This window comes from Pseudonocardia sp. Ae331_Ps2 (genome assembly GCF_001932405.1).
GTDB lineage: Bacteria > Actinomycetota > Actinomycetes > Mycobacteriales > Pseudonocardiaceae > Pseudonocardia.
Genome location: NZ_MCIM01000001.1, coordinates 1,758,424 through 1,771,691, shown reverse-complemented (window position 1 = coordinate 1,771,691; position 13,268 = coordinate 1,758,424). Strand labels below are relative to the sequence as shown.

The 13,268-nt window shown below is 72.9% G+C and carries 11 protein-coding genes; 7 read left to right on the top strand and 4 right to left on the bottom strand.

Annotated features, from left to right (window positions below; translation table 11 throughout):
* Window positions 1–13: 13 nt before the first annotated feature.
* Window positions 14–775, bottom strand: a complete 762-nt coding sequence (locus Ae331Ps2_RS08390; protein WP_075309667.1) for a class I SAM-dependent methyltransferase — start codon at window positions 773–775, stop codon at window positions 14–16.
* 180 nt (window positions 776–955) lie between these two features.
* Between Ae331Ps2_RS08390 and lysS the strand changes: the two genes are divergently transcribed.
* From lysS to Ae331Ps2_RS08370, 4 genes are all read left to right on the top strand, one after another.
* Window positions 956–2,413 carry a lysine--tRNA ligase gene (lysS, locus tag Ae331Ps2_RS08385; protein WP_075312687.1) on the top strand — a complete coding sequence of 486 codons (1,458 nt, stop codon included), beginning with the start codon at window positions 956–958 and terminating at the stop codon, window positions 2,411–2,413.
* A gap of 276 nt (window positions 2,414–2,689) precedes the next feature.
* A complete protein-coding gene (locus tag Ae331Ps2_RS08380; protein WP_020622267.1) occupies window positions 2,690–3,037 on the top strand; it encodes an Lsr2 family protein in 348 nt (115 codons plus the stop codon).
* A gap of 78 nt (window positions 3,038–3,115) precedes the next feature.
* Window positions 3,116–3,943 carry a siderophore-interacting protein gene (locus tag Ae331Ps2_RS08375; RefSeq protein WP_075309669.1) on the top strand — a complete coding sequence of 276 codons (828 nt, stop codon included), beginning with the start codon at window positions 3,116–3,118 and terminating at the stop codon, window positions 3,941–3,943.
* A gap of 232 nt (window positions 3,944–4,175) precedes the next feature.
* The gene (locus tag Ae331Ps2_RS08370; RefSeq protein WP_060714044.1) at window positions 4,176–6,719 is read left to right on the top strand and encodes an ATP-dependent Clp protease ATP-binding subunit; all 2,544 of its coding nucleotides are present in this window, start codon (window positions 4,176–4,178) and stop codon (window positions 6,717–6,719) included.
* A 69-nt stretch (window positions 6,720–6,788) separates the two neighbouring features.
* Here Ae331Ps2_RS08370 and Ae331Ps2_RS08365 read toward each other — a convergent pair whose 3' ends face one another.
* Together Ae331Ps2_RS08365 and Ae331Ps2_RS08360 are read right to left on the bottom strand one after the other, a co-directional pair.
* A complete protein-coding gene (locus Ae331Ps2_RS08365) occupies window positions 6,789–7,475 on the bottom strand; it encodes a nucleoside/nucleotide kinase family protein (RefSeq protein ID WP_075309671.1) in 687 nt (228 codons plus the stop codon).
* A 73-nt stretch (window positions 7,476–7,548) separates the two neighbouring features.
* Window positions 7,549–8,193 carry a TetR/AcrR family transcriptional regulator gene (locus Ae331Ps2_RS08360; RefSeq protein WP_075309673.1) on the bottom strand — a complete coding sequence of 215 codons (645 nt, stop codon included), beginning with the start codon at window positions 8,191–8,193 and terminating at the stop codon, window positions 7,549–7,551.
* Between the two features lie 84 nt (window positions 8,194–8,277).
* Here Ae331Ps2_RS08360 and Ae331Ps2_RS08355 point away from each other — a divergent pair, with 84 nt between their 5' ends.
* The 3 genes from Ae331Ps2_RS08355 (at window position 8,278) to Ae331Ps2_RS08345 (ending at window position 11,613) form a co-directional block, all read left to right on the top strand.
* Window positions 8,278–9,864 carry an amidohydrolase family protein gene (locus Ae331Ps2_RS08355; RefSeq protein ID WP_249265680.1) on the top strand — a complete coding sequence of 529 codons (1,587 nt, stop codon included), beginning with the start codon at window positions 8,278–8,280 and terminating at the stop codon, window positions 9,862–9,864.
* Between the two features lie 49 nt (window positions 9,865–9,913).
* A complete protein-coding gene (locus tag Ae331Ps2_RS08350; protein WP_075309677.1) occupies window positions 9,914–10,426 on the top strand; it encodes an FKBP-type peptidyl-prolyl cis-trans isomerase in 513 nt (170 codons plus the stop codon).
* Window positions 10,427–10,569: 143 nt separating this feature from the next.
* Complete coding sequence (locus Ae331Ps2_RS08345) at window positions 10,570–11,613, top strand: YihY/virulence factor BrkB family protein (protein WP_075309679.1); 1,044 nt, start codon at window positions 10,570–10,572, stop codon at window positions 11,611–11,613.
* Between the two features lie 4 nt (window positions 11,614–11,617).
* Here the strand turns inward: Ae331Ps2_RS08345 and Ae331Ps2_RS08340 are convergent, their stop codons facing one another.
* Window positions 11,618–13,093, bottom strand: a complete 1,476-nt coding sequence (locus Ae331Ps2_RS08340) for a helix-turn-helix domain-containing protein (protein WP_075309681.1) — start codon at window positions 13,091–13,093, stop codon at window positions 11,618–11,620.
* Window positions 13,094–13,268 lie beyond the last annotated feature (175 nt).

Sequence of the window (13,268 nt, the reverse complement as noted above, 5' to 3'; positions counted from 1 at the left end):
CTGCCGACGGGGCTCAGGCGCGCCGGGCCCGCCACACGATGGTGCGCATCGGCATCGTGAACCGGCCGTCGGCGTCGGCGACCCGCTCGCGCAGGAAGCCACGCACGGCGGCGAACACCGCGTCGCGCTCGTCGGGGGTGCTCAGGAGTGCCCAGGAGTGGGTGGCGATGTCGGCGACGTGCTGCTCGACGCCGGTCGCCCGCGGCCAGGTGACCTGCTCCTGGTGCGCGTCGGTGAACCAGGGCTCGCCGGGCATCCGGGGCGGGGTGCCGCCCCCGGCCGCGTTCCCGGGGACCCGCCGTCCACGCTCACCCACCTCGCCCAGCTCGCGGACCCAGCCGACGTCGGGGTCGCCGCTGTTCCACAGCCCGGCCAGCACCCCGCCGGGGCGCAGCACCCTGGCGATCTCCGGTACGGCCCGGTCCAGGTCGAACCAGTGCAGGGCCTGCCCGACCAGCACGGCGTCGACGTCGCCGTCGGGCAGCGGGATCGTCTCCGCGGACCCGGCCCTGGCGTCGGCGCCGGGGGTGCGCGCCCGCAGCACCGCGAGCATCTCCGGGTCCGGTTCCACCGCCACGACGTCGAGCCCGCGCGCCACCAGTGACCGGGTCAGCTTGCCGGTCCCCGCGCCCAGGTCGAGGACCCGCACCCGCCCCGGGCCGGTCCCGGCCAGCGCCAGGTCGACGGCGGCGTCGGGGTAGGAGGGCCGGTGGTCGTCGTAGGCAGGGGCGACGGCGCCGAACGTGCGGCCGCGGTCCACCTCGTCGTCGGGCACCGTCCCACGGTAGGCCGGTGATCGGCCGCCGCGCGATGTCCCGACGCCCCGCCGCGTGCGCCGGTCGCCGGGCAGGGGGGTGACGACGGGCGCTCCCGGGTACCGCCGATAGCCTGACCTGCCGTGAACACTCCCGGCACCCCGACCGACCCGGCGACCGAGGCCGACCTCCCCGAGCAGATGCGGGTGCGCCGGGCCAAGCGCGCGGAGCTGATCGCCGCGGGCACCGACCCGTACCCCGTCGAGGTCCCCCGCACGCACTCGCTGCGCCAGGTCCGCGAGGCCCACCCGGACCTGCCCGCGGACACCGCGACGGGCGAGACCGTCGCCGTCGCCGGCCGGGTGATCTTCGTGCGGAACACCGGCAAGCTCTGCTTCGCGACGCTGCGCGAGGGCGACGGCACCGAGCTGCAGGCCATGCTCTCCCTCGACCGGGTCGGCGCCGACGCGCTGGCCGGCTGGAAGGCCGTCGTGGACATGGGTGACTTCGTCGCGGTGCGCGGCGAGGTCATCACCTCGCGGCGGGGCGAGCTCTCGGTGATGGTCGACGAGTGGTCGGTCGCCGCGAAGTCGGTCCGGCCGCTGCCGACCGCGCACAAGGAGCTCTCCGAGGAGAACCGGGTCCGGCAGCGCTACGTCGACCTCATCCTGCGTCCGCAGGCCCGCGAGACCGTGCGCGCGCGGTCCACCGTGCTGCGGACCGTCCGCGAGTCGCTCACCGGCCGCGACTTCATCGAGGTCGAGACGCCGATGCTGCAGAACCTGCACGGCGGCGCCACCGCGCGCCCGTTCGTCACGCACGCGAACGCACTCGACTCCGATCTGTATCTGCGGATCGCCCCGGAGCTGTTCCTGAAGCGTTGCGTGGTCGGCGGTATCGAGCGCGTCTTCGAGCTGAACCGGGTGTTCCGGAACGAGGGCATCGACTCCACGCATTCCCCGGAGTTCGCGATGCTGGAGGCCTACCAGGCCTACGCGACCTACGACGACATGGCGGTCCTGACCCGTGAGCTGATCCAGGCCTCGGCACGGGCGCTGTTCGGTTCCACCACGGTGCGCCACCACGACGGCACGGAGCACGATCTCGGTGGCGAGTGGCGTTCGGTGACCATCTACGGATCGGTGTCCGAGGCCGTCGGCCAGGATGTGACGCCGGACACCGAACTGACTGAACTGCAACGGATCGCGCACGAGCACGACGTCGACATCACCGATTATCCGACGGCTGCCCAGATCGTGCTCGAGTTGTTCGAGAAGCTGGTCGAGCACACCCTGCTCGAGCCGACCTTCGTGCGGGACTTCCCGGTCGAGGTGCGGCCGCTGACCCGTGCGCACCGCGACGACCCCCGGCTGTCGGAGTCCTGGGACCTCATCGTCTTCGGGGTGGAGCTGGCCACGGCCTACTCCGAGCTGGTGGACCCCGTCGAGCAGCGGGAACGCCTGTACGCCCAGTCGCTCAAGGCCGCGGCGGGCGACCCGGAGGCCATGCAGCTCGACGAGGACTTCCTGCGTGCCATGGAGTACGGCATGCCGCCCACCGGCGGCATGGGAATGGGTATCGACCGTCTGCTGATGACGCTGACCGGCCTCGGAATCCGCGAGACGATCCTGTTCCCGCTGGTCCGCGGGGAGTCCTGAACCGGTTCCGAACGCACATCCGACGACGTCCCCGGCCGCGAACGGCGACCGGGGACGTCGTGTTTGTCGGACCCGTACGAGTGGTGTGGGGCTCGTTTCGCCGCATTCTCCCGACCCGGGTCGACGCCACGATCATTTCTCGGATACTCTCTGATTCGAGTCGGAACCGGTACCCGGTGGTGTCGTATTGCGTCCTGCTATTGCGTCGCGCAGTCGCCGATGTCGGCCCCGGTCCCTCATCATGAACGTGTTCGGCCATTCAAGGAGGCTGCGGAGATGGCGCAGATCAAGGAAGTCCGGCTCGTCGACGATCTGACCGGTGACGCGGCGGACGAGACGATCGAGTTCGGTATCGACGGGCGCAACTACGAGATCGACCTGTCGGACGGGAACGCGAAGAAGCTGCGCGACGTGCTCGCCGACTACGTCGCCGCGGCCCGCCGGGCCGGGGGCGCGACCCGGCGTCGCGGCAGCGGCTCGGCGAGCACGGCGGCCCGCCGTCCGTCGGTCGACCGCGAGCAGAACCAGGCGATCCGCGAGTGGGCCCGCAACCGCGGGATGAAGGTCTCCGACCGCGGCCGCATCCCGGCCGAGGTCCTCGAGGCCTACCACCAGGAGAACTAAGGTCTACCTCACCGAACGGGTCGGGGGAGGGGTACCGTCGCGACGGCCCCTTCCCCTTCGTCGTTGGGAGGCAGCCCGATGGCCCGCCCCGTCACCGATCTCCGGGTGCTCCGCACCGAACGCCTGAGCCCGCACATGGTGCGCGTCGTCGCCGGTGGCGACGGCCTGGCGGCGTTCCCCGACACGGAGTACACCGACCGCTACGTCAAGATCCTCTTCCCGCTCCCCGGCGTCGAGTACCCCGAGCCGCTGGACATGGACCGGGTGCACGCCGAGCTGCCGCGTGACCAGTGGCCCGCCCAGCGGACCTACACCGTCCGCTCGCTCGACCACGCCGCCGGCGAGCTCGTCATCGACTTCGTCCACCACGGCGACACCGGTCTCGCAGGCCCGTGGGCGGCCGCCGCCCGCCCGGGTGACCGGCTGCGGATGGTCGGCCCTGGCGGTGCCTACGCCCCGGACCCGGACGCCGACTGGCACCTGCTCGTGGGCGACGAGGCCGCACTGCCCGCGATCTGCGCCGCGCTCGAGCGGATCCCGGCCGGCCGGCCGGTCGTCGCCGTCCTGCAGGTGGAGGCCCCCGGCGACGAGATCGCCGTGCCGACCGGCCCCGACGTGGACGTGCGGTGGCTGTACCGCAGCGACGCCGGGGGCGACCCGGACTCGGAGCAGCTGCCCGCCGTCGTCGCGGATCTGGAGTTCCTCCCCGGCCGTGTCCACGCCTTCGTGCACGGCGAGGCGATCGCCGTGCGCGAACTCCGCAGGCATCTCACCCGCGAGCGCGGCGTCGCCAAGGACGACCTGTCGATCTCCGGCTACTGGCGTCGCGGGCGCGACGAGGAAGGGTTCCGGCAGTTCAAGGCGGCCGAGCGGGAACGCGAGGAGGCCGCCGCCACGACCGGCTGACAGTCGCCGGGAACACGGCAGGTGTCCCCCGTGTTACCGCCGGCACGTACCCCGGTGCACGTCAGGTGGAGGCGCCGGGGCCCCTTCGACCGATACAGTGGTATGAGGTCTCCCGCGAGGGTGGCCTGGCGCGGTGTCACGCGAGGGCGCAGTGTCGGTTCGGGCGAGCCCCGGACCGTACGACAGATGCTGGTCGCGCCGTCAGTGAGGCGCAGCAGGCAAGGAGTGCGAATTGTTCGAGAGGTTCACCGACCGAGCGCGACGTGTTGTCGTCCTGGCCCAAGAAGAGGCCCGGATGCTCAACCACAACTACATCGGGACCGAGCACATCCTCCTTGGCCTGATCCACGAGGGAGAGGGCGTCGCCGCGAAGGCGCTCGAGTCCCTCGGTATCGCTCTGGAGGGCGTGCGACAGCAGGTCGAGGAGATCATCGGCCAGGGGCAGCAGGCCCCGTCCGGCCACATCCCCTTCACGCCCCGGGCGAAGAAGGTGCTGGAGCTATCGCTGCGCGAGGCGCTGCAGCTCGGCCACAACTACATCGGGACCGAGCACATCCTGCTCGGGCTCATCCGTGAGGGCGAGGGCGTCGCGGCCCAGGTGCTGGTCAAGCTGGGCGCCGACCTCAACCGTGTCCGTCAGCAGGTGCTCCAGCTGCTGTCCGGCTACCAGGGCAAGGAGCCGCAGGAGAGCGGCACCGGTGGCCGTGGCGAGGGCACCCCGTCCTCGTCGCTGGTGCTGGACCAGTTCGGTCGCAACCTCACCCAGCAGGCCCGTGAGGGCAAGCTGGACCCGGTCATCGGCCGGGAGAAGGAGATCGAGCGGATCATGCAGGTCCTCTCGCGGAGGACCAAGAACAACCCGGTGCTGATCGGTGAGGCCGGCGTCGGCAAGACCGCCGCCGTCGAGGGCCTCGGCCAGGCGATCGTCAAGGGCGAGGTCCCGGAGACGCTGAAGGACAAGCAGCTCTACACCCTCGACCTGGGCTCGCTGGTCGCCGGTTCCCGCTACCGCGGTGACTTCGAGGAGCGCCTCAAGAAGGTGCTCAAGGAGATCCGCACCCGCGGCGACATCATCCTGTTCATCGACGAGATCCACACCCTGGTGGGTGCGGGTGCCGCCGAGGGCGCGATCGACGCCGCCTCGATCCTCAAGCCGATGCTGGCCCGCGGCGAGCTGCAGACCATCGGTGCGACGACGCTCGACGAGTACCGCAAGTACGTCGAGAAGGACCCCGCGCTGGAGCGCCGCTTCCAGCCGATCCAGGTGTCCGAGCCGTCGGTCGAGCACACGATCGAGATCCTGCGCGGGCTGCGTGACCGGTACGAGGCGCACCACCGCGTCACGATCACCGACGACGCGCTGACCTCGGCGGCGACGCTGGCCGACCGCTACATCAACGACCGCTTCCTGCCGGACAAGGCGATCGACCTGATCGACGAGGCCGGCGCCCGGATGCGCATCCGCCGGATGACCGCTCCGCCGGACCTGCGGGAGTTCGACGAGAAGATCGCGAACGTCCGCCGGGACAAGGAGTCGGCGATCGACGCGCAGGACTTCGAGCGGGCCGCGCACCTGCGCGACCAGGAGAAGACCCTGCTCGGCGAGAAGGCCGAGCGCGAGAAGCAGTGGAAGTCGGGCGACCTCGACGTCGTCGCGGAGGTCGACGGCGAGCAGATCGCCGAGGTGCTGGGGAACTGGACCGGCATCCCGGTGTTCAAGCTGACCGAGGAGGAGACGACCCGTCTGCTCAAGATGGAGGACGAGGTCCACAAGCGGATCATCGGCCAGGAGGACGCGGTCCGCTCCGTCTCGCAGGCGATCCGTCGTACCCGCGCCGGTCTGAAGGACCCGAAGCGCCCGTCCGGCTCGTTCATCTTCGCCGGCCCGTCCGGTGTCGGTAAGACCGAGCTGTCCAAGGCGCTCGCGAACTTCCTGTTCGGCGAGGACGACGCCCTCATCCAGATCGACATGGGTGAGTTCCACGACCGCTACACCGCCTCGCGGCTGTTCGGCGCCCCTCCCGGGTACGTCGGCTACGAGGAGGGCGGCCAGCTCACCGAGAAGGTGCGGCGCAAGCCGTTCTCGGTGGTGCTGTTCGACGAGATCGAGAAGGCGCACCAGGAGATCTACAACACGCTCCTGCAGGTGCTCGAGGACGGCCGTCTCACCGACGGCCAGGGCCGCACGGTCGACTTCAAGAACACCGTGCTGATCTTCACCTCGAACCTGGGCACCCAGGACATCTCGAAGGCCGTGGGGCTGGGCTTCTCCTCCGGCGGCGACGAGAAGTCGAACTACGAGCGGATGAAGACGAAGGTCAACGACGAGCTGAAGAAGCACTTCAGGCCGGAGTTCCTCAACCGCATCGACGACATCATCGTCTTCCACCAGCTCAACCAGGAACAGATCATCCAGATGGTCGACCTGATGATCGGGCGGGTGGAGAAGCAGCTGGCGAACAAGGACATGGGCATCGAGCTCACCGACAACGCCAAGAAGCTGCTGGCCCACCGCGGGTTCGACCCCGTCCTGGGCGCCCGGCCGCTGCGCCGGACGATCCAGCGGGAGATCGAGGACCAGCTGTCGGAGAAGATCCTGTTCGGCGAGATCGAGGCCGGGCAGATCGTCATCGTCGACGTCGAGGGCCTCGACACCTCCGCGGAGGAGGGCTCCAACGCCTGGTCGGACAAGGCCAAGTTCACCTTCCGTGGTGAGCGCAAGCCGTCCGAGCCGGTGCCGGACTCCCCGCCGACCGCGCTGGCCGGCGAGGAGTAGCAGGACCCACGCACGACGACGGCGGGCCGTCCCGGGAGTTCCGGGGCGGCCCGCCGTCGTGTGCGGGCTCTACGCCGAGCGCAGCGCGACGACCAGGTCGGCCCGGCCCCGGGAGGCCTCGACCAGGCGGGCGTTCGGCTCGTCGGTCCGTTCCACCCAGGCCCGCGCCGCCTCCGGGGTCTTGCCGAAGTGCACGTGCCGGGCGACCAGGCGTTCCAGCCGGAGCGCCTCGTCGGTCTCGTGGAACCACACCGCGTCGAACCCGGCCCGCACCGCCCGCCAGGTGGGGGTGTCGAGGAGCAGGTAGTTGCCCTCGCTGACCACGAGGCGGCACTCCGGGTGCACCGGGATCGACCCGGCCACGGGCTGCTCGATCTCCCGGTCGAACGCCGGGGCGTACACGGGGCCCGCGCCGTCGGTGGGGGTGGCCCGCAGGCGGGCGATCAGTGCGGCGTAGCCGTCGGCGTCGAAGGTGTCCGGAGCGCCCTTGCGGTGACGGCGGCCCAGCCGGTCCAGCTCGACGTCGGCGAGGTGGTAGCCGTCCATCGGGACGTGGGCGACCCGGCCCGGGCCGAGCCCGGCCGGGGGCGCGGCGGCGAGCGCGCGGACCAGGGCCAGTGCGACGGTCGTCTTCCCGGCCCCGGGCGGGCCCGCGATGCCCAGCAGCGCCCGTCGTCGTCCGGCGGTGAGTGCCCGCGCGCGCTCCACCAGCTCGTCGAAGCGGTCGATCCGTGCCGGGGTGTCCACGGCCGTCATTCTCGCCCCCCTGCGGCCGGGTTCCGCCCGTGGCAGCACCTCCTCCGAGGAGTACGCCTGACCGGCTGACCGCTCATCCAGACGACGGCCCGGAGCCCGCACGGGATCCGGGCCGACCGGCGTTCTCGGGCAGGCCCAACAGCCGGGTGACGGCGGGGGCGAGGACCTCGGCGTTCGCGGCGGTCTCCGTCGGCGTCCAGTCGGCCGCGCGCTCGACGACGGCGCGGATGGCCCCCAGCGTCGCCACCAGGAGCGTCTCGAACTCGGCCGCACCCACGACGATGTCGGCCGCGGCCAGGGCGGCGCGCACGTCCGCCTCCATCCGTCGCGACAGGGCGTCCGTGCCCGCGGGCCGGTCTGCGCGGCTCAGGGCCTGCGCCAGTTCGGGTCGTTCGACGATGAGCCTGCCGGTGAGCCGGATGCTCTCGGTGAGCCGCCGCACCGGGTCGGCATCGGCCTCGAGACGCGCGTCCAGCCAGGCGAAGTAGTCCGCGACGGTCTCGTCCCTCGCCGCCTCGAAGAGGTCTTCCTTCGAAGCGAAGTGGTTGTAGAACGAGCCGAACCCCACGTCCGCGAGCTCGGTGATGGTCTGGATGCTCGCCTGCCTGCCGTCCCGCTCGAGGAGGAGGCGTCGAGCAGCCCCGACGAGCGCCGTGCGAGTGCGTTCCTTGCGGCGCTCCCGACGCCCGCCGCGCGGCTCCTCCGGGGTGTCCGGCATGCCCCGGAACGTAGCACCGACGCCAAATCTGATGATATCATCAGTAATGATGCTTCCATCGGAAAGGCGAGAGGGGTGAACCCGATGCCGGCCGACGGCGACGAGGCGGCGGAGCTCGAGGTGGAGGGCCCCTCCCGGGTGAGCAGCAGACGGCGGTTCCTCGCACGAGCGGGCGTGGGGGTGGCACTCGTAGGGCTCGGCGCGGCGGGTGCGGAGGCCATCCGGGCGGCGACCGTGTCCGAGCCTCGCCCGCGGGCCGTCGTCGCGCCGTCCAGCGCCGTCCGGATCGACGGTGTGACCGTCGTCGACCCCGCGGACGGGAGCCGGGTCGCCGGCCGGTCCATCCTGGTCGACGGTGGCCGCGTCCGCGCGGTCACGGCCACGGCGGACGCCCCGTCGTCGGGCGCCCGGGTGATCGACGGGACGGGCCGTTTCGCGGTGCCGGGCTACAACGAGATGCACACCCACGTGCTCCAGCTCCCGGACACCGAGCTGGGCCTCACCCTGATGCTGGCCCAGGGCATCACCGGGATGCGGCAGATGGAGGGATCGCCCGAGCTGCTCGCCGACCGCGCGCAGCAGCGGCTCGGCCTCGACGAGTACGCCCCGCAGCTGCTCGGGATGCCCGGCGACCTGCTGCTGCCCTTCAACGCGGCCTCGGTCGAGGGCGTCCGCGAGGAGATCGCCCGGCAGTGGGACCAGGGCGCGGACTTCATCAAGATGATCCTCACGGAACCGGAGGTCTTCTTCGCCGCGGTGGACGAGGCGCACCGGCGCGGGCTGCGGATCGCGGGTCACCTGCCACCGGCGGTCCACATCGAGGACGCGGCCGCGGCGGGCTTCGACTCGATCGAGCACCTCGGGACGGGCCAGAGCGTGTTCCTGACCCTGTCGTCGGAGTCGCAGGCGCTGTGGGCCCAGGAGCCGACCGGCCTGCCGTTCCCGGCCTGGGTGGCCCGGCTGCCGTTCGCGGCCGAGTTCTTCGACGCGTTCCTGAAGGAGAGCTTCCTCGGCCCCGCCACGAGCACCACGGACGAGGCACAGATCGCCCTGCTCCGACGGGCCTTCGAGACCTACTCCGAGGAGCGCACCGACGCGCTGGGTCGCTCCTTCGCGGACAACGGGGTCTGGCACTGCCCGACCCTCGTCGGCCTGCGTGGCAAGTACCGCCCCGATGGCCCGGAGTTCCGGGAGGATCCCTGGCTGCAGCGCGCGCCCGCCGACCAGCGCGAACGTCAGCAGGCCGGCGCCGAGGCGTTCCGCGCGGCCCCGCAGGCCGACCGCGACGTGCTGCACGAGTACTACGAGCGCTGTGTACGGACGGTCGGTCGGATCGCCGCGGCAGGCACGCGGATCATGAGCGGAACCGACACCAGCGGCCGCGGTGTCGCGCGCTCGATCCACGAGGAGTTCCGGGAGCTCGGTCGGGCGGGCCTGAGCCCGCTCGAGGTGCTCCGCAGCACCACCACGGCGCCGGCCGAGTACCTCGGCCGCGGCGACCGGATGGGCCGCATCGTCCCGGGGGCCGACGCGGATCTCCTCCTGCTCGCCGCCGACCCGCTGCAGTCGGTCGAGAACCTCGCCACGGTCTGCACCGTGGTGCGCGCCGGGCACGTGCACCCCATCGACGCGCTCGACGCCCGGGTGGGCGCGCTCCTCGCGACGGCCTGAGGCCGAGCCCGCCACGACGCGGGGTGACGGCGTCCCTAAGGTCGACTCCATGCGCTCCCTCGCCGTCCTCGGCCTGCTCGTCACTCTGGCGGGCTGTTCCTCCCCGGCCCCCGAACCGGCCCCGGCACCGGCGGCCGCCCCCGCGCCGCCGCCCGTCTGCACGGTGGACGACATCGGGGTGGCGGGGGACCCCGGCAGCAAGCCGACGATCACCGTGCCGGACACCTGCACCCCGCCCGCACAGCTCCTGAGCAAGGACCTCGTGGTCGGCACCGGTCCCGAGGTCGTCCTCGGCTCCACCGTGCAGACCCACTACGACCTCGTGACCTGGTCGGACAAGCGGGAGCTCGACGCCTCCTGGTTCCGCGGCGAGACCTTCCCCCTGGAGAAGGTGGGCGACGCCCCGGTCATCGACGGCTGGAACGAGGGTGTGGTCGGCATGCGCGAGGGCGGCCGCCGACTGCTGGTGATCCCGCCGGACAAGGCGTACGGGGCGGGCGGTCGCGGCATCGCACCGAACGAGACCCTCGTCTTCGTCGTGGACGCCGTCCAGGTGTCCTGAGCTCCGTCCGGGCGGTCCGCAGGCACTCGTCGTCGCGGTCACGGGCCTGCTCCGGTTCGACCCGCACCGCCGGGTCCTCCGAGGTGGGCAGGAGCTCGCCGAGGTGCACGGTGGCGGCGTCCTCCTGCGGCTAGGTTCTGCGCATGAGCTCGGTGCGCCCGGTCCCGGAGACCCGGCTGATGACCGGCGAGGAGCTCTCCGCCGACGACGCCGCCCACACCCTGCGCCGTTACGGCCTGGGGCACCTGCTGTCCGCGGGTTTCCTGCGCTTCCGCTACGGCGACGGCTTCTCCCACGCCCGCGCGTTCGGCCTGCAGCTCGCGCTCGCCGCCGTCCCGCTGATCATCGCCGGGGTCGGACTGTCCGCCGCGGCGGGCGCCGAGGGGGCCTCGGAGGTCGTCGCCCGGACGGTGCTGGCACTGTCCCCGGGCACCAGCGACGAGCTGGTCGCGGACGCGGTCGGCGACCCGGGCGCGACGGGCACCGGCACCGGCGGCCCGGAGGACCCCGGCGAGCAGCCGGAACGCGACGACACCCCCACCGGGGAACGCGGTGAGCTGGTGCTCGTGCTCGGCCTGCTCACCGCGTTCGCCGCGGCCACCTCGGCGTTCGCGCAGCTGGAGCGGGGCGCGAACCGGATCTACGGCACCGAGCGGGACCGGCCCGCGCTCGCCAAGTACGCGCGTGCCGCAGCGCTCACCGCCACGGCGGGCGTCGCGATGGCGGCCGGGTTGCTGCTGATCGTGGCGGGGGAGCCGTTCGGGGACGCGGTGCGCGAGGTGTACCGGTGGGGCGCGGTCGCCGAGACGGTGTGGGACGTCGTGCGCTGGCCGGTCGGGCTGGCGCTGCTCGTCGTCGCGGTGACGGTGCTGCTGCGGTTCGCGCCACGCCGCCGTCAGCCGGGGCTGTCCTGGCTCGGCGTCGGGGCGGCGGCGACGGTCCTGATGTGGCTGGTCGCGTCCGGGCTGCTGGGGCTCTACGTCGCGGTCGCCGACACCTTCGGCGAGACCTACGGCCCGCTGACGGCGGTGATGGCCCTGCTGATCTGGGCGAACGTCACCGGGGTCGCGCTGCTGGCCGGGGTGGCGCTGTCCGCGCAGCTGGAGGCGGTGCGGGCCGGCGAGGAGGACCCGCGACTGCCCGACTCCGACGACGACGGCATCCCCGACCACACCGACCCGGGATGAGCCCTCAGCCGAGCTCGTCGCGCCGCGGGTCCGACGACGGCAGCAGACCCCGCAGCCGGTGGCGCAGCTCCTCGTCGTCGGTGCCCGCTGTCCGACCGGCCCGGACCAGGGTCCACAGCGCGTCCGGGTCGTCGGCCCGCAGCAGCGCCGACCGGACCGCGACGGCGAGCTGCTCGCGGGCCCGGCGGATCTCCGGTGCGTCGGAGGTCGGCAGCAGCGGCCCACGGGCGGCCTCGGCCGCGGCGTCGCGGACCCGACCCTCCCGCAGCGCCGCGCGCAGCCGGAGGAAGTCGGCGTCGACGTCGGCGACGAGCCGGTAGGGCTGGGTCCGCACCGTGTCCTCGCCGACGGCGCGCCGCAGCCGGTGCACCTCGGCGCGCACGGTGATGGCGCGGCCGCCGTCGCCGTAGAGGGCAGCCGCGAGCTGGTCGGCGGTCAGCCCCTCCGGGTGCAGCGCCAGCAGCGCGAGGACCTCGGCGTGGCGCAGGCCCAGGCGCACCGGGCGCCCGTCCCGGCGGGCGACGACGGGGGTCCGCGCCCCGAGCAGCGGCAGGGTCAGTGCCGTCCGCGCGGGCCCTCCCACGGACAGCCGCAGCAGCCAGCCCTCGCCCAGCGGCTCCAGCACCCCCGCGACGGACCCGCCGCCCACCGGCGCCCCGCCGACCACGACGCCGTCGACGACGACCCGGTCCCCGCCGTCGGGCAGGGCGATCCGCTCCGGGAACTCACTGCCCGGCGACGCGGCCAGCACCCGCCCGTGCGCGGACAGCAGCGCGCCCGGGGTGCCCCCGAGCCGGGTCAGGTGCGGCCAGTACTCCTCGCGCAGCCGCCGGTCGTGGGCCTCGGCGATGGCCAGCAACCGGTGCTCGGCCAGCCGCGCGGCCGCGGTGACCAGCGCCAGCGTCGTCGGGTGGAAGCTCTCCTCCGGACCGGTGACGTCGACGGTGCCCACCACCTGCCCGGTCGCGGGGTCGCGCACCGGCGCGGCCGCGCAGGTCCACGGGTGGTAGGCGCTGACCAGGTGCTCGGCGGAGTGGATGCGGACCGGGGCGGCGCCGGCCAGCGCGGTGCCCATCGCGTTGGTGCCGACGGCGTCCTCGCTCCACCGGGTGCCCTCCACCAGGTCGACCCGCTCGGCACGGGTCAGCACCGCACGGGCCCCCTCGCGCCACAGGACCCGCCCGCGCCCGTCGGTCACGACCATCATGTGCCGGGCCTGTTCGGCGGCGTCGGTCAGCGTCTCGCGCAGCACCGGCAGCACGGACGCGAGGGGGTGCGCCGCCCGCCGGTCGGTGAGCTCGGCACGGTCGTAGTCGTGCGGGGGACGGGCGCGTTCCGGGTCGACCGCCGCTGCCAGCGAGCGGGCCCAGGAGGCGCGGACCTCGGGCCGGACCCCGGCGGGGTGCGTGCCGGGGGTGCCGCCGAGCAGGGCGTCGCGCGCCCGCTCGTACACCCGGCGATCCGCGTGCTCCGCTGCCACGTCCTCACCTTACGGTCAGCTTTGCCTTACCTGAATCGAATCCGCGTGATCGGCACTCACCGGAGGGTCAGGTTCCGCATCTGCGTGCAACTTCTGTGCAACCCCCACCTTCCTAGTGTCGGCGGTCACGCGCAACGTGCGTTCCGCACCGCGCCCTCGGTTCGACGAAGCACCT

Coding starts and splice junctions, on each gene's coding strand:
- lysS (WP_075312687.1), top strand. CDS start 956: ATGCGGGTGCGCCGGGCCAAGCGCGCGGAGCTGATCGCCGCGGGCACC.
- Ae331Ps2_RS08380 (WP_020622267.1), top strand. CDS start 2,690: ATGGCGCAGATCAAGGAAGTCCGGCTCGTCGACGATCTGACCGGTGAC.
- Ae331Ps2_RS08375 (WP_075309669.1), top strand. CDS start 3,116: ATGGCCCGCCCCGTCACCGATCTCCGGGTGCTCCGCACCGAACGCCTG.
- Ae331Ps2_RS08365 (WP_075309671.1), bottom strand. CDS start 7,475: ATGACGGCCGTGGACACCCCGGCACGGATCGACCGCTTCGACGAGCTG.
- Ae331Ps2_RS08360 (WP_075309673.1), bottom strand. CDS start 8,193: ATGCCGGACACCCCGGAGGAGCCGCGCGGCGGGCGTCGGGAGCGCCGC.
- Ae331Ps2_RS08355 (WP_249265680.1), top strand. CDS start 8,278: ATGCCGGCCGACGGCGACGAGGCGGCGGAGCTCGAGGTGGAGGGCCCC.
- Ae331Ps2_RS08350 (WP_075309677.1), top strand. CDS start 9,914: ATGCGCTCCCTCGCCGTCCTCGGCCTGCTCGTCACTCTGGCGGGCTGT.
- Ae331Ps2_RS08345 (WP_075309679.1), top strand. CDS start 10,570: ATGAGCTCGGTGCGCCCGGTCCCGGAGACCCGGCTGATGACCGGCGAG.